This is a genomic window from Caulobacter segnis ATCC 21756 (genome assembly GCF_000092285.1).
Classification (GTDB): Bacteria; Pseudomonadota; Alphaproteobacteria; order Caulobacterales; family Caulobacteraceae; genus Caulobacter; species Caulobacter segnis.
This window is the reverse complement of sequence record NC_014100.1, coordinates 2,260,842-2,276,501: the sequence shown is the minus strand read 5'-3', so window position 1 is coordinate 2,276,501 and position 15,660 is coordinate 2,260,842. Positions and strand designations below refer to the sequence as shown.

The following is a 15,660-nucleotide window of genomic DNA, read 5'->3' as shown; positions in this document are numbered from 1 at the left end:
CCAACAATGGCTCGCGCGAAAATCATACGGAGGTTTGTGCGCGCTCGCGTCGCATCCGTTCAAGACGGATCGTCGGGGCGCAACTTCAGCGCTTCAGCCATCCGAACCAGATCCGCGAGGCTCTTGGCCTCCATCTTTCGCATCAAATTACCCCGGTGGATCTTCACCGTGATCTCGGAGAGACCAAGCTGGTGGGCCACCTGCTTGTTCATCAGGCCGCTGGCGACCCGCGCCATGACTTGCTTCTCGCGCGCGCTCAGACCCTCGAAACGCGCGCGAAGATCGCTGATGTCGCCTTGCTGGGCGCGACTGGCGGCGTCGCGCTGCAGCGCCGACGCGACCGCGTCCAGCATGTCTTGGTCTCGGAAGGGTTTCGTCAGGAAGTCCACGGCTCCGGCCTTCATGCCGCGCACGCTCATGGGGATGTCTCCGTGGCCGGTCATCAGCACGATCGGCATGCGCACGTCGGCCGCCGCGAGTTTCTCTTGGAAATCGAGTCCCGAGAGGCCAGGCAGACGGACATCGAGGACCAGACAGCCCGCCTCCTGCGCCGCGCCGGACTCCAAGAACGCCTGGGCGTTGGCGAAGAGCCGTGTTTCCAACCCCACCGAGCGAAAAAGACTGTCGAGCGCCTCGCGCAAAGCCGCGTCGTCGTCGACGATATGGACCGTTTGAGCAACCATCGTTCTCGTTGCTGGACCAGACGCTTCGCCTCGTCAATAAAGGGAGGTGAAAGAAGGGGCCGCATGATCGACAGTTCGTCCGCTCTGTTCGCTCTAGCGGCGACCGAAGATCTCGAGCGTCGTCGCCAGGATCTGGCCGAGATGCTGGACGCCGCGCATGACGCCATATTCGTCAGCGACCTCGAAGGGCGCATCACGTTCTGGAACCGGGGCGCCGCGGCGCTCTACGGGCACGCGCGGCAGGAGGCTCTCGGCGAGCGCCCCGACGCGCTCTTGAACACTCGCTATCCCGACGAGATCGAGGCGATCCGCAAACAACTGATCGAGACCGGCCACTGGGAGGGCGAGCTCGTCCGCGACACGGCTCATGGCCAAAGCGTGATCGTCGATGGTCGCTGGACGCTGCGCCGCGACGCCGATGGCGCGCCCATCGAGGTGCTGGAGACGGGGCGCGACGTCACCGCCTCGCGCAAGGCCGCGCTGGAGCTGAAATACAGCGAGTACCGCTACAGTAACGTCTTCCGCGCGATGGCGGTGTCGTTCTGGGAGCTCGACTTCAACGGCCTCGGCGATCTGTTGGCCGCGTTGCAGAAGCAGGGCGTCACCGACATCCGCGCCCATGTCGCGGCCCATCCCGAGATCGTCCGGCGGATGATCGAGTCCTCGATCGTCGTCGACGTCAACGACAAGAGCGTCCAGCTGTTCGGAGCCCCGCGCGAGGCGTTGCTGGGCTCGGTGTCACGGTTCTGGCCCCGCTCCAGCGAGGGCGTGTTCGCCGAGAGCGTCTTTGCGGCGCTGGAGCGCCGTCACAGCTACGAGGCCGAGGCGCGGTTCTGCAAGGCCGACGGCAGCGAGTTCGACGCCCTGTTCACCACCTGCTACCCGCGGGACGGGGTCAAGCGCGGCACGGTGCTGGTCGGCATCGTCGACATCAGCGACCGCATCGCGGCGCAAGACGCCTTGCGTAGGGCCGAGGCCGACCTAGCCCACGCCGCGCGGGTTTCCACCCTCGGCGAACTGACCGCCTCGATCGCCCACGAGGTCAACCAGCCCCTGGCGGCGATCGTCACCAACGGCGAGGCGGGCCTGCGGTGGATCGACCGGCCGGCGCCCGATCTCGAAGAGGCCCGCGCGGCCATGCAGCGGATGATCGCCGAAGGGCAAAGGGCCTCCGAAATCATCGCCCGCATTCGCGCGCTGGCGTCGAACAAGGACCCCCAGCGCGACCTGATCGCCCTGAACGCCGCCATCGAGGATGCGACCCTGCTGCTCAAGCGCGAGTTGATGAGCCATGACGTGCGGATGATCCTGGCCCTGTCGCCCGACACGGGCGCGGTGAACGGCGACCGCATTCAGTTGCAGCAGGTGGTGATCAACCTGGCGCTCAACGCGATCCAGGCCATGGCGGGGCGACCGTCCCGCGATCTGACGATCGCCACGCGCCGGCGGGGCGAGGAGGTGGTGCTCGATGTCGTCGACACCGGACCTGGCGTGCCGCCGGAGAACGCCAAGGCCCTCTTCAACGCCTTCTATTCAACCAAGCCCGCGGGCATGGGGATGGGCCTATCGATCTGCAAATCGATCGTCGAGGGCCACGGCGGCTCGATAGCGGCGGAAGGCGCGCCGGGCGGCGGGGCCCGATTCCGCGTGATCCTGCCCTCCGCCCGCTAGAAGACGCCGCCCGCCTCCAATCAGCTCTGGATGAAGGCCAGGAGGTCGGGGTTCACGACCTCGGGGTGGGTCGTGCAAAGACCGTGGGGCAGGCCCTTGTAGGTCTTCAGCGTCCCGTTCTTGAGCAGCTTGGCCGAAAGCGGAGCGCTATCGGCGTAGGGTACGATCTGATCATCATCGCCGTGCATGACTAGCACCGGCAGATCGACCTTCTTCAGGTCTTCGGTGAAGTCGGTCTCGGAGAAGGCCTTGATGCAGTCGTAGTGGGCTTTGATGCCGCCCATCATCCCTTGCCGCCACCAGTTCCAGATCACGCCCTGGTCGACCTTCGCGCCTGGCCTGTTGAAGCCGTAGAAGGGCCCCGCCGGCACGTCGTAGAAGAACTGGGCGCGGTTGGCCGCCGTGGCGGCGCGGAAGCTGTCGAAGACTTCGAGCGGCAGGCCGCCGGGGTTCTTGTCCGACTTGACCATGATCGGCGGCACCGCCCCGATCAGCACCGCTTTGCTGACCCGGCCAGGCTTGGCGCGCGCCACATAGCGGATCGCCTCGCCGCCGCCGGTGGAGTGCCCAATATGCACGGCGTTCTTCAGGTCGAGATGGTCCGTCAGGGCCGCGACATCGGCGGCGTAGGTGTCCATTTCGTTGCCGGTTTCGGTCTGGGTCGACCGCCCATGACCGCGACGGTCGTGAGCAATGACGCGGAAGCCCTTGGCGTAGAAGAACATCATCTGGTTGTCCCAGTCGTCGGCCGACAACGGCCAGCCGTGGTGGAACACGATCGGCTGGGCGGTTTTGGGCCCCCAGTCCTTATAGAAGATCTGGACGCCGTCCTTGGTGGTGACAAAGCCGCTGCTCATGGTGATGTCTCCTGGAATTGAAGGCTTGGCCGGCGAAGCGGCGAAGACGGGGGCGGGTGCGGTGATCGCCAACATGGCGACGCCAAGGCCTCGGGTGAGAACGCCGCGGCGCGACGCGCCTTGGTTCTGGGGCAGGGGGGAGTTCATGGGAAATCTCATGGGTGGATCGCCTGAACGTGGCCGTCCCCAAGGGGCTTGGCGACTGGCGTGATCGTGCCTTGAGCGCCTCGAAAAACTTGCACCGGTACGCCGACCTTTTGGACGTTCGTGCCCTAGACGGTTGAGCGGGGGCGGGGACGTCGCTTGCATGGTGCGCTTTCGCCGTGGCCGGCGTGTTCAAGAGCCGGGCTGGGCGCGCGAGGCTCAGGCTCGTGGCGTCCATCAGGAGCTGCTCATGTCTTTTCGTCCCGCCAGCACCGTCGTGCTCATTCATGGGCTATGGGTCACCGCGCGATCGTGGGAGGATTTCCGTCTCCCCTTCGAAGCCGCGGGCTATGAGGTCCATGTCCCGACCTGGCCGCTGCTGGATGGAGGAACCGCCGCTGAACTTCGTGATGCTCCGCCGCCGGGGCTTGGTCGCCTCACCCTCCGCGAGATCGTCGATCATTTCGAGACCTACATCCGCGGCTTGCCTGAGCCGCCGCTGCTCGTCGGCCACTCCTTTGGCGGTCTTTTCGTCCAGCATCTCCTGGATCGCGGCGTCGGTGTCGCGGGGGCCGCCCTCAACCCCGCGCCGATCGGCGGCGTCATTCCTGGGCCCGTTTCCCTGACCGGCGCGCTTCCCGCGATCGCGAGATGGAATGGCTGGAACCGAACCTACAGCCTCACGCCCGAGCGCTTCGCTCGCCGCTACGCCAATCGCGCGCCGCCGTCCCAGCAAACCGCGGCCTACGAGCGCTACGTCATCCCGACCTCGGGGCGCGTTCTGCATCAGGCCGCGCTCTGGCTAGGGACCAGTGTTTCCCCGCGTCGACGTCGCCAGCCGCTGCTGATTACGGGATCCGACGCCGACCGGTTGATCACGCCCTACGTGTCGCGCGCCGCCTATCGTCTTCAGAGATCCTCGACCGCCAGGACCGACTACCTCGGTTTCGAGGGACGCTCCCATTTCCTGTGCAACGAGCCTGGATGGGAGGAGGTCGCGGGCGCTGTGATCGGTTGGGCCAGCCAGTTAGAGGGGGGCTTGGCGGCTCGTCTAGGCCCTTCGTCGGCGCGATCCGAAACCAAGGTATGAGGTGATCAAACCAAGGCGTCGCGACGATTAGTCCTATGGTCGATAGCTCGCTTCGGTTGTGGCTGACACCCTGAACCCGACTTCGAAACCCCTGTCGAAACCGGAGAACGCCATGACCCTCCAGGCCCAATCCCAGTCGTTCCAGTCACCCGTCGCGGTTCTCGATGGCCCGGTTGAAGCCCGGTCGTTTCAGGACGTGTTGGCGCAGTTCCCGTCGGCCCCGCCGGCGACTCTGCAGGAGGCGCGACGGGTGATCGCGCGCCTGGCGAAGTTGACCGGCGCCGAGGTTTCCTGGCCGCCGAGCGCGCCGAAGGCCTCAGTTGACGCCAGCATCGGCGGCCTCTCGGCCTGGAAGGCGCGCAAGATCGTTGCGCACATCGATGAACGTCTCGACCGCGTCATCTACAACACCGAGTTGGCGGGGGTCGCCAATCTCTCCGTCAGCCACTTCAGCCGCGCGTTCAAAAAGACCTTCGGTGAGTCCGCGCGCGCCTACATCATGCGTCGTCGCATCTCCGTGGCGCAGGAGCTGATCGGTCGAGGCACGCAGACCCTCGCGGACATCGCTCTGGCCTGCGGTTTCGCCGATCAGCCCCACATGACCCGGGTGTTCGGTCGTCTCGTCGGCAAGAGCCCGAGCCGCTGGCGTCGCGCCCACGCCGTCGTGCTGCAGTAGGTAGGCGTTGGCGGCGCGCCTGACGCGCCATCGCCCCGCCGCTGCCGCGACCGCCCCATCCCTCCTGGAACCGGCGCGGCGCTCCTCGAGCAGCTTCGCCCGCAGTCTTTGGATATCCCGTCATGACCCTTTCGAAGGCCCTGCTCACCATAGGTTCGCGGCGCGGCGTTCTGGGCTCGGCGCTTGCTGGCGGCCTGGCCACATCGCTGTTCGCCGACGTGAAGCCGACGCTCGCCGACGCGACCGGAGCCGCCGTGCACGCCCCGACCCGCTACGTCGCCGTCGGCGACCGCAAGCTGGCCTATCGCTCCATCGGCTCGGGCCGCCCCATCGTCTTGTGCACGCGCTTTCGCGGTACGATGGACGATTGGGACCCGCTTTTCCTCGACAGCCTCGTTGGCCAAGGCTTCCAGGTCATAACCTTCGATTATTCGGGCCTGGGCCTTTCGACGGGTGAGAAGACCCTCAACCCCTTTTCCTGGGCGAAGGACGCCGGGGATCTGATCCAAGCGCTCGATCTCGACTCCGTGGTGCTCCTGGGCTGGTCGCTGGGCGGGATCGCCGCCCAGGCCGCCTTGTCGATCTTTCCGCAAAAGATCAATCACCTGGTGTTGATCGGCACGGTTCCACCCGGACCGGCGGCGAAGCTTGGCGAGCCGTTGTTCTACGAAACGGCGGGACGGGAAAACGACTTCGAGGATGAAGTCGTCCTGTTCTTCGAACCAAAATCGCCGGCCAGCCGCGCCGCCGCCAAGGCTTCGCACGACCGCATCGCCGCCCGAAAATCCGATCGGTCACCGGCCGTGCCCTACCAATGGGCCGCGGCCAATCTGGGCGACAAGCCCAAAGCCAATCCGTTCCCAGCGCCGCCGATCCTCGAGATTCTGAAGTCGACCTCTATCCCGATCCTGCACATCGGCGGCGATCACGATCTGATCTGTCCGGTCGAGAACTGGTACGCGCTGAACGAGCAGCTACCGACGGTCCAGTTGTTGACCTACCCGAGGGCCGGGCACGGGCCGCAGCATCAGCATCCGGTTGCGGCGGCGGCCCACATCGCCGTCTTCGTGAAAGGTGAGGGGGATCGCCGCGGCTAACTCCGGCGCCACCCGGGCCAATGGAGCGCTTCGGGGGCGAGATCAAACTATCAGCTTTGCCCCTCGCTGGGCGCCAAGGGCGCTGGCTTCTCACCCGGGTCACCGGGCGCTAGTCCTCGCCGCCAGATATCGATCGTGCGCATCAGGGGCGTCGCCGTCACGCCATGGATGATAATGGAGCACAGGACGACAAAGCTGGTGATCGCCCATAGGCGAGCCCAGCCGTTGAAATCGCCGTGATTGAGGGCCCACGCCAGATAGTAGAACGAGCCAATGCCGCGGATGCCGAAGAACGAGACGAAAGCGCGCTCGCGTCGGGAGTGTGGCGCGTTGATCAGCCCGATCCAGCCGGCGAGCGGTCGAATGACGAACAGCAGCACAAGCCCTAGCGTCGCGTCCTTCCATGTGAGCGGCGCCAGCAATCCGCTGGCGATAGCGCCGCCGAGCAGAACGAGCACCAGCATCATCAGCAGGCGCTCGATCTGCTCGGCGAAGTCATGCATCGCCTCATGAAACTCATGATCGCGCTCGGTGGCCCGCAAAGTGAGGGCGGCGACGAACACCGCAAGGAAGCCATAGCCATGCGCCATCTCAGCGGTGGCGTAAGCGAACAGAGTCGCGCCCAGCGCCACCAGGCCGTCGCCGGTCCCCGACAGTCGCGCACGGGGCGCCTTGAAGGTGATCCAGCCTAACGCCTTGCCGACCATCCAGCCCACCGCGATCCCGGCCGTTATCCGCCACAACGCGTCGACCGCCAGCCAATGGGTCAAGAGCTCGGGCTTTAACACGCCGCCTGTCGCGGCCAGGGCCACGGCGAGGTGCACGAACGGGAAGGCGAAGCCGTCATTCAGTCCAGCTTCCGAGGTCAGGGCGAACCGCGCTTCGCCGTCCTCGCCCGAGCGCGGCGGTCCCACCTGGACATCGGAAGCCAACACCGGATCCGTCGGGGCCAGCACCGCGCCAAGCAGCAGGGCCGAGGCCAGGCCTAACCCAAGCCCATACACGCCCAAGAGCGTGACGCCGGCGATCGTCAGGGGCATTGTGACGGCGATCAGCCGCCAAGATGATCCCCACGACTTCCAGCCGATGCGACGATCAATCTTGAGGCCCGCGCCCATCAGCGAGACGAGCACGACCAATTCCGTGAGCTTCTCGGTAAGCGTGGAAAATCGCAGCGGATTGGGGTGGAACGAAAGCGCGCCAGTCTGGAAGACCACCACACCCGCTCCCACGCACAGGATGGCCAGCGAAAGCGGCAGGTTGCGCAACGCCAAGGGCAGCCAGGCCACCAAAAGCACGATCGCGCCCAAGCCTAGAAGGAAGAGGATATAGGGGTCTAAAGGCATTGCACCTTAACGCGCGGAGTTTCCGATGGAGTCAGCCGCCTAAAGCAATCCGCTTCAGGCGAAGCGGGAGTAGGAGCATTACTATTCGTCGCCGTCGAGTTCTCGCCGATCGCAACGGCATCGGTTCCCTTGATCGCGACGGCCCGCGGCGAGCCATCGTCCCGCTCACGGAGAAGCCGATCCCGTTCGCCCCAATCTTCTTGTCCGCCGTCTGATTTCCGGCGCCCTGGAGCCGAGACGCGACACCCAGGAGCCTTGGCATGACGGAAGATCAACGCCAATCGTCCGGGCCTTTCAGTCGGCGGAGCGTGTTGGCGCTGGTCGCTGTGGGGACTCCCGCGAGTTTGATCCTAAGGCCAAACCCGGCCCGATCCTCGGTCGCCGAGACAGGGGCGTCCGGAACGGCGAAGCCGCCAGAGATTTCAGCGGTGTGGGCCGAGGAGATTCAGCGGCGGAACGCCGACCTCTCGACGGCCTGGCTGAGCGGGGACGTCGAGCGTCGAATGGTCCACTACGCCGCCGACAGCATCAGCAACCCCGATTACCAGCCCCGACTGTACGGCCCAGATTCGATCGCCCGCTACTATCGGGTCCTGGCGTCTCGGCAGCGGATCATCGCCCATACCCGCCGCACGACCGAGATCATTCCGCTGGACGATGGAAGCGCGCTGGAAATTGGACGCTTCGAGCTGACCTACGCTCTTTACACGGATGCGGTGTCCCATCATCAGCAAGGCCGGTACGCGCACCTGTGGCGTCGTCAACCCGGCGGGGCCTTGAAGCTTAAGGCGGAGGTCTGGGGCTATTTCGAGCGGATCGAGAACCCGGCCTCCCATAGCTTGGGAGAACGCGCGGCGGCGGGCCGGGCGGCCCCGCCGGGAGACCCCGCGGTCGAGGCCGAACTTGGCAGGCTGAACGTCCTAGACGCCGAAGCGGTCAAGACCCACGACGCGGCCGCGAAGATCGCGCGCTACGCCGATGACGCCATCTATATGCCCTACGCCGACACCCCCAAGGTCGGGATAGACCAGATTAGGGCCCATCTGGTTCGCTACACGGAACAAGGTCGCGGCGCCACGTTCGAGTCGGTTCGCGTTTGGAACGAGGGCTTCGAAGTTCTGGGCGGCTATGTCGTCGAGTATCCCAAGTTCGAGGTGCGTTGGCGCAGCGGCCAAGATTCGGGGGGCACCTCGGGCGGGGGCCTTCGGCTCTGGCGGCGACAGGCAGACGGCTCTCTGAAGATGCTCCGCCAGATCGCGACCCACGACTATCGCGCCTAGACCAGCGGTGGCGGCGGTCTCGGCTGTCGGATAGGCTGCCTAGGATCAGGAGCATCGCCGGGTGAACGTCGTGGGCCGCCGCCGAAGGTATGTGCTTTGGGGCCTCGTCCTGCTGGGCGTGTGGTCTATCGTGGCGCTGCTCAACTCGTTGCAGTGGTACATGGGCGGTCTGGCGGCGGGCCAGGGACCGACTTGGCCTCAGCTCCTGGGCTACGCCGTCGCCAGCAACAGCATCTGGTTTTTGCTCACCCCGCTCGTCGTCGCCTTCGCGCATCTCACGCCTTTCAGACCGCGAGGCGGCCTCAGATTCTTCCTTGTTCACTTGATGGCGGCCGTCGGCTTCGCTCTGCTTCAGACCGCGCTCTATATCGGCTTGATGTGGCTGCTCGGAGCCCAGGCCTTGGGCCGGATGCTCGTCCAGAAGCTGTCAGGCAATTTCCAGATTAACCTGCTGATCTACGCGATCATCGTCGCCCTCGTGGTCGGCGCGAACGCCTATCGCGCCCTGCGTGACCGCGAGGTGGCCGGGGCGCGGATGGAGGCCCGGTTGGCCGAGGCCGAGAGCGCGGCGTTGCGGGCCCAGCTTCAGCCCCACTTCCTATTCAACACCCTCAACGCCATCTCGGCGTTGGTCGAGGACGAGCCGCGCCGCGCGCGGCGACTGATCGCCAAGCTGGGCGACCTGCTGCGTCTGTCCATCGAGGACCACCGAGCGCCGCAAAGCGCGTTCGGCGACGAGCTGGATTTTACGGAGGCCTATCTGGCCATCGAGCAGGCGCGGCTGGGACCAAGATTGCGGGTCGTGCGCGACGTCGAGCCCGACGCTTTGACATGTCTGGTGCCCACGCTGCTGCTTCAGCCGCTGGTGGAGAACGCCATTCGCCACGGCATCGCGCCTCTGGTCGAAGGCGGCACGGTGACGATCGCCGCCAAGGTGGCCGGCGGACAGCTGCACGTCACCGTGGTCGACGACGGCAAAGGGGCCGCGGACATCGTGGAGCGCGTCGGTCTGGGCAACGCGCGCCGCCGGCTTCGTCAACTCTATGGCGACCGACATTCGCTGGAGGTCGTGACGGCGCCGAGAGCCGGCTTCAGGGTCACGCTGGTGACGCCGCTATGATCAAGACCCTCATTGTCGATGATGAGCCGCTGGCTCGTCGCCACATCGCGGCCCTGCTGCGCGCGCGATCGGATTTCGAGGTGGTCGGCGAGGCGGCGCATGGCGCGTCGGCCATCGCCCAGATCGAAGCGGCCAAACCCGACGTCGTCTTTCTCGACGTGCAGATGCCCGAGGTGACGGGTTTTGACGTGGTCGAGGCGATCGGCGTCGAGGCGATGCCGATGACCGTCTTCGTGACCGCCCACGACGCCTTCGCCGTGCGCGCCTTCGAGGTGCAGGCCATCGACTATCTGCTCAAGCCGTTTGGCGACGACCGGTTCGCCCAAGTCCTCGACCGCGTCCGCCGTCGGCTAGCCGCCGGCCACGGAGGGGCTGATGCGTTGGCCACCTTGCTGGCCAGCGCGCCTCGCACGCCCAGGCTGGTCGCGCGTGGAAACGGCGTGGCCCGGATCATTCCGCTGGAGGATGTCCAGTGGATCGGCGCGGCCGGCAATTATGCGGAGGTGCACACGGCGAGCCGCTCGCTGCTCATCGATGAGTCGATCGCGTCCTTGGCGGCGCGGCTTCCGGCTCAGGACTTCGCCCGCATCCATCGCGCGGTGATCGTGCGCCTGGACGCCATCGCCGAGGTGAGGGGCGGCTCGCACGGCGACGGCGCGGCGCGCCTGACCAGCGGCGCCGAGTTGCGGATCAGCCGCCGCTACCGGGAGGCCGTCCAGACCTATTTGAGCGCCTGCCTTGGAAGGGGCGACGATCGCGGGATCACTTCCGCCGGACCGGTATGACCTCCAAATATCCCGCGACTGACTCCAAGACGCGCGACCAATCACAATACCCGTTCCCAGCGAAAACCGGGGCGCGACCTTGGCCCAACTTCAGTCAGGCCGTCCCCGTGCTTTGGAGAGCTAGGGGGCTCGAAGCGCAACAATAGCGGGCAAGCCTCTGATTGAGAGTGCTTTTTTGCTGTGCAAAACCGTCTCCCTCTCATCATTCAGAGCACAGAACGGTGTTTTGCGGTTGTTCCTATCTGCACCACGTCGCTTCCTGATCGCGACACGGGAAGCAACGAAGTTTCTCGTTGGCCTGAGAGGGCCGCCAGTGGCGACGTAGCCGCTTGGTAAGCTTGGACAACGACGTCCGGAGAGATCGCTGCGCGCGGTCTCGCCGGGCGTCTTTTTGTTTTGGCCTTAGGGGATAAAGGCATGAAATCCATGCGACGTGGGCTGCACTGCGGTGCGGCGGCGCTGGCGCTCGCCTGTAGCACCACGGCTTGGGCGCAGACGGCGCCAGACCAAGCCTCGAAGCCAGCCGACGAGTCGGCTGCGGAGATGACATCTGAACCGCCGGCCGAACCGCCGCCACCCGCGCCGTTACCGACGATCAGCGAGCAGATCGGGGCGGGGAAGCTGATCCTTGAAGTCAGGGCGCGTTACGAGACCGTCGACCAGACGCGAACGGCCACGCTGCGCGACCCGGCCGACGCCTTCACGGTCCGCACCCGCCTCGGCTGGGAGACGGCGGAGTGGAAGGGCCTAAAGGGCCTTATCGAGTTCGAGGATGTTCGCCAGGCTGGTCCTGAGCACTATGCCGTCAACGTGCCCGGCGCGACCACGCCGCCGCTGAACGGCGCCGACAAGGCCCGCTATCCCGTCGTCAATGATCCCGACGTCACCGAACTGAACCGCGCCCAGCTGACATGGACGCCGAACGCGGCCTTGCAGGTCACGGCGGGACGGCAGCGCATCCTGCTGGACGACCAGCGCTTCATCGGCAATGTCGGCTGGCGCCAGGACGAGCAGACTTTCGACGCCGTCCGCGCCGATGTGGCGCTGGGACGCTTCAAGGCGACATACGCCTACGTCACCCACATCAACCGCATCCTGGGCGAACTGCGGGACTGGGACAGCGACAGCCACCTCTTCAACGCCACCTGGTCGCCGGCCGAGGCGCTGCGTCTCCAGGGTTTCGTCTACGCCCTCGACTTCGGCAACTCCGCCATCAATTCGTCCATCACCAAGGGCGCGAAGGCGTCCGGGAAGACTTGGCTGGGGCTGTATCAACTGGCCTACAACGCCACATGGGCTCGGCAGTCGGACTACCATCACAACACGCCGGACTTCAGCCTCGACTATTTCGGCGCCGATCTCGCCGCGACCTTCGACATCTACACCGCCAAGGTCTCGTACGAGTCGCTCGAGGGCGACGGGACGCGCGGGTTCACCACGCCCCTGGCCACGGTTCACGCCTTCAACGGCTGGTCCGACGCCTTCGTCTCGCCGGGCGGCAATAAGAGTTTCGTCGATGGCCTCGAAGACTTGAACGTGTCGCTGAACGTCAAGCCTCGTTTCCGCGCGACGTACTTCTTCAACACCGATCTGGTGGCTCGCTACCACGCCTTCGATGACCAGCGCACCGGCGCGGACCTAGGTCACGAGTGGGACCTGCAGTTCACTGCCGCCATCACGACCAAGCTCTCGGTCCAGCTGAAATATGCCGACTTCCAACGGGCGAAGACCGTCCCGATCGGCACGGCCGCGCCGCCGGCCTCGCGGACCAAGACGTGGCTCACCCTCGAATACAAGTTCTAGCCCCAGGACGCATGACCATGAGCAAGACCGACACCACCAAGTCCGGCCTGACCCGTCGCCACGCCCTGATGGGCGCCGCCGCCACGGTCGCCGCCGCCAAGGCCGCTTTCCCGGCCGGAGCCCACGCCGCCGGCGCGGGACCCGAGATCGCCAAGGCGCGCCTGGGCTTCATCGCCCTGACCGACAGTTCGCCCGTGATCATCGCCAAGGAGCGCGGCCTCTTCGCCAAGCACGGTCTGCCCGATGTCGAGGTCGTCAAGCAGGCCTCCTGGGCCGCCACGCGCGACAATCTGGTGCTGGGCTCGGAGCGCGGCGGCATCGACGGCGCGCACATCCTCTCGCCCATGCCTTATCTGATGACCACGGGCGCTATCACCGGCGGCGCTCCCACGCCGATGTACATCCTGGCCCGTCTGAACACGAATGGTCAGGGCATTTCGGTCGGCAACGATCTGAAAGCGGTGAAGGTCGGCCTCAACAGCGCCGGCGCCAAAGCCAAGTTCCAGCAACTGAAGGTGGCGGGCAATATCGCCAAGGTCGCCATGACCTTCCGGGGCGGCACCCACGATCTGTGGATACGCTACTGGCTGGCGGCGGGCGGCATCAATCCGGACGTCGACGTCGCCACAATCGTGATCCCGCCGCCGCAGATGGTGGCCAACATGAAGGCCGGCACCCAGGACGCCTTTTGCGTGGGCGAGCCCTGGAACGGCCAGCTGGTCAACCAGAAGGTCGGGTACACCGCCTGCCTGACCTCCGAGCTCTGGATGAACCACCCGGAGAAGGCGCTCGGCATGCGGGCCGCCTGGGTCGACAAGTACCCCCGCGCCGCCCAAGCGATCACGGCCGCCGTGCAGGAGGCCCAGATGTGGTGTGACAAGACGGCCAACCTTCCGCAGATGTGCTCGATCGTCTCCGGGCGCCAGTATATCAACGTGCCGATGGGCGACATCCTGCCCCGGCTGCAGGGGACGGTGGACTATGGCGACGGCCGAACGCTGAAGAACTCGCCGCATCGCATGAAGTTCTGGGCCGACAACGCCAGCTTCCCGTTCAAGTCCCACGATCTGTGGTTCCTGACCGAGGACATCCGTTGGGGCGTGCTGCCGCAGAAGACCAACACCAAGGCCCTGGTCGACAAGGTCAACCGCTCGGACATTTGGCGGGCCGCCGCGAAGACGATCGGCCAAGCCGGCCCGGCCAGCGATAGCCGGGGCGTCGAGCGGTTCTTCGACGGCAAGCTGTTCGATCCGGCCAATCCGGCGGCCTACCTGGCCAGCCAGCCGATCAAGAAGCTGGTCTGAGGGGAGGGCGCGTCATGACCTATCCCAAGCCCTCGTTCGCTGCGGCGACCGCCGTCGCCCCGGCAGCCCCGCATCCGCCTAAGCCTTCCCTCCTGCCGGAGCTGGAGCGGCGCGCCAAAAACGCCGCCGCGGTCGTGATCCCGCCGCTGCTGACCCTGCTGGTGGTCCTGGCCCTATGGCAGGCCCTCGTCGGCGACTCCTACACGGGTCTGCCGTCGCCCAAGCAGGTCTGGCTCGAATCCAAGGACCTGATCCTGCACCCGTTCTATGACAATGGCGGGGTCGACAAGGGCCTGTTCTGGCACGTGTTCACCAGCCTCAAGCGGGTCGGGATCGGCTTCTCGATCTCGGCGGTTTGCGGAATCCTCTTGGGCGTCTTCGTCGGCTCCAACCGCTGGGCGCACCGGGGACTGGATCCGATCTTCCAGGTCCTGCGAACCGTGCCGCCATTGGCGTGGCTGCCGATCTCGTTGGCCGCATTCCACCAGGCCCAGCCCTCGGCGCTGTTCGTGATCTTCATCACCGCCATCTGGCCGATCATCATCAACACCGCCGTCGGCGTTCGGAACATTCCCAGCGACTACGTCAACGTCGCCCGAGTTCTGCGCCTGTCGCCCGTCGAGTACTTCTTCAAGATCCTGCTGCCCGCCACGACGCCCTATATCTTCACGGGCCTGCGCATCGGGATCGGCATGAGCTGGCTGGCTATCGTGGCCTCGGAAATGCTGCTGGGCGGGGTCGGCATCGGCTTCTTCATCTGGGATCAGTACAACGCCTCGCGCATCGCCGACATCATCGTGGCCCTGGCCTGGGTCGGCATGACGGGCTTCTTCCTCGATCGTCTGGTGGCCCTGCTCGGCCACTTCGTCTCGCGCGGCAACGCCGTCAGCTAGGAGCGCAGACCATGGCCAAGGCCTATCTTTCCATCGAGAACGTCGGCGTCACCTTCGCCAAGGGCGCCATCCGCAGCGAGGTCCTGAGCGGGATCAACCTCAAGATCGACAAGGGCGAGTTCGTCTCGATCATCGGTCACTCGGGTTGTGGCAAATCCACCTTGCTGAATGTCGTGGCGGGCCTGACTCCCGTCACGACCGGAGCGGTGATCCTGGACCGGCAGGAGGTCAATGCTCCTGGCCCTGATCGCGCCGTCGTCTTTCAGAACCACTCGCTGCTGCCGTGGCTCTCCGTGCGCGAGAACGTCGCCCTGGCGGTCGACAAGGTGTTTGGCGGAGCCAAGTCGGCCGCGGAACGCCGCGACTGGACGCTGAATAACCTGGAACTGGTCAAGATGACCCACGCGCTGGACAAACGGCCCTCGGAGATTTCGGGCGGCATGAAGCAGCGGGTCGGCATCGCCCGGGCGCTGGCGATGGAGCCGAAGGTGCTGCTGCTGGATGAGCCGTTCGGGGCGCTGGACGCCCTGACCCGCGCCCATCTGCAAGACAGCGTCATGGAGATCCACGCCGTGCTGAAAAACACCGTCTTGATGATCACCCACGACGTCGACGAAGCGACCTTGCTGTCGGACCGCATCGTGATGATGACGAACGGCCCGCGCGCCTGCGTGGGTCAGGTCATGGATGTGCCGCTGGCGCGTCCCAGAAGCCGCCTTGCCGTGGCCGAGCATCCGACCTACGTCCACGCGCGCGCCGGGGTGATCGAGTTCCTCTACGCGCGGCGGGCGGCGTGAACCGGCTCCTCGCGGCGAACTGGACGGCGCCCGTGATTTAGGCAGTTTGGACTTTGCGAAGATCAACGCCCCTGCGGCGCTCCACAAACCCGTCCGACAACGCCTAGGTCAGCC

The 15,660-nt window shown here is 65.8% G+C and carries 14 protein-coding genes; 11 read left to right on the top strand and 3 right to left on the bottom strand.

Features of this window, described 5'->3' with window-relative positions; genetic code table 11:
- Nucleotides 1-59 precede the first annotated feature (59 nt).
- A complete protein-coding gene (locus CSEG_RS22540) occupies nucleotides 60-683 on the bottom strand; it encodes a response regulator transcription factor (protein ID WP_013079196.1) in 624 nt (207 codons plus the stop codon).
- 63 nt (nucleotides 684-746) lie between these two features.
- On the opposite strand from CSEG_RS22540, the gene CSEG_RS10410 reads away from it, so the two are divergent.
- The gene (locus tag CSEG_RS10410) at nucleotides 747-2,354 is read left to right on the top strand and encodes a PAS domain-containing sensor histidine kinase (protein ID WP_013079195.1); all 1,608 of its coding nucleotides are present in this window, start codon (nucleotides 747-749) and stop codon (nucleotides 2,352-2,354) included.
- 20 nt (nucleotides 2,355-2,374) lie between these two features.
- On the opposite strand, the gene CSEG_RS10405 is transcribed toward CSEG_RS10410, so the two are convergent.
- Nucleotides 2,375-3,211: an alpha/beta fold hydrolase gene (locus CSEG_RS10405; RefSeq protein WP_013079194.1), complete on the bottom strand. Its 837-nt coding sequence runs from the start codon at nucleotides 3,209-3,211 to the stop codon at nucleotides 2,375-2,377.
- 394 nt (nucleotides 3,212-3,605) lie between these two features.
- On the opposite strand from CSEG_RS10405, the gene CSEG_RS10400 reads away from it, so the two are divergent.
- The 3 genes from CSEG_RS10400 to CSEG_RS10390 all read left to right on the top strand — a co-directional run bounded on the left by CSEG_RS10400 (nucleotide 3,606) and on the right by CSEG_RS10390 (nucleotide 6,218).
- Nucleotides 3,606-4,445 (top strand): alpha/beta hydrolase, encoded by an 840-nt coding sequence (locus CSEG_RS10400; RefSeq protein WP_013079193.1) that lies wholly within the window; start codon nucleotides 3,606-3,608, stop codon nucleotides 4,443-4,445.
- A 112-nt stretch (nucleotides 4,446-4,557) separates the two neighbouring features.
- Nucleotides 4,558-5,121, top strand: coding sequence for an AraC family transcriptional regulator (locus tag CSEG_RS10395; protein WP_013079192.1), 564 nt, complete (start codon nucleotides 4,558-4,560; stop codon nucleotides 5,119-5,121).
- A gap of 122 nt (nucleotides 5,122-5,243) precedes the next feature.
- Entirely contained in the window at nucleotides 5,244-6,218 is a 975-nt protein-coding gene (locus tag CSEG_RS10390) for an alpha/beta fold hydrolase (protein WP_013079191.1), read from the top strand.
- Between the two features lie 50 nt (nucleotides 6,219-6,268).
- On the opposite strand, the gene CSEG_RS10385 is transcribed toward CSEG_RS10390, so the two are convergent.
- Entirely contained in the window at nucleotides 6,269-7,564 is a 1,296-nt protein-coding gene (locus tag CSEG_RS10385) for a cation:proton antiporter (protein WP_013079190.1), read from the bottom strand.
- 503 nt (nucleotides 7,565-8,067) lie between these two features.
- Between CSEG_RS10385 and CSEG_RS10380 the strand changes: the two genes are divergently transcribed.
- The 7 genes from CSEG_RS10380 to CSEG_RS10350 all read left to right on the top strand — a co-directional run bounded on the left by CSEG_RS10380 (nucleotide 8,068) and on the right by CSEG_RS10350 (nucleotide 15,546).
- Nucleotides 8,068-8,844: a Cif family virulence factor gene (locus CSEG_RS10380; protein ID WP_157038984.1), complete on the top strand. Its 777-nt coding sequence runs from the start codon at nucleotides 8,068-8,070 to the stop codon at nucleotides 8,842-8,844.
- A 61-nt stretch (nucleotides 8,845-8,905) separates the two neighbouring features.
- Nucleotides 8,906-9,964, top strand: a complete 1,059-nt coding sequence (locus CSEG_RS10375; protein ID WP_013079188.1) for a sensor histidine kinase — start codon at nucleotides 8,906-8,908, stop codon at nucleotides 9,962-9,964.
- A complete protein-coding gene (locus CSEG_RS10370; protein ID WP_013079187.1) occupies nucleotides 9,961-10,749 on the top strand; it encodes a LytR/AlgR family response regulator transcription factor in 789 nt (262 codons plus the stop codon). The genes CSEG_RS10375 and CSEG_RS10370 overlap by 4 nt, the downstream gene beginning before the upstream one ends.
- Before the next feature lie 417 nt (nucleotides 10,750-11,166).
- A complete protein-coding gene (locus CSEG_RS10365; RefSeq protein ID WP_083778379.1) occupies nucleotides 11,167-12,552 on the top strand; it encodes an alginate export family protein in 1,386 nt (461 codons plus the stop codon).
- A gap of 11 nt (nucleotides 12,553-12,563) precedes the next feature.
- Complete coding sequence (locus CSEG_RS10360; RefSeq protein ID WP_053463746.1) at nucleotides 12,564-13,856, top strand: CmpA/NrtA family ABC transporter substrate-binding protein; 1,293 nt, start codon at nucleotides 12,564-12,566, stop codon at nucleotides 13,854-13,856.
- Between the two features lie 14 nt (nucleotides 13,857-13,870).
- Entirely contained in the window at nucleotides 13,871-14,749 is an 879-nt protein-coding gene (ntrB, locus tag CSEG_RS10355; protein WP_013079184.1) for a nitrate ABC transporter permease, read from the top strand.
- A gap of 11 nt (nucleotides 14,750-14,760) precedes the next feature.
- Nucleotides 14,761-15,546: an ABC transporter ATP-binding protein gene (locus CSEG_RS10350; RefSeq protein ID WP_013079183.1), complete on the top strand. Its 786-nt coding sequence runs from the start codon at nucleotides 14,761-14,763 to the stop codon at nucleotides 15,544-15,546.
- Nucleotides 15,547-15,660 lie beyond the last annotated feature (114 nt).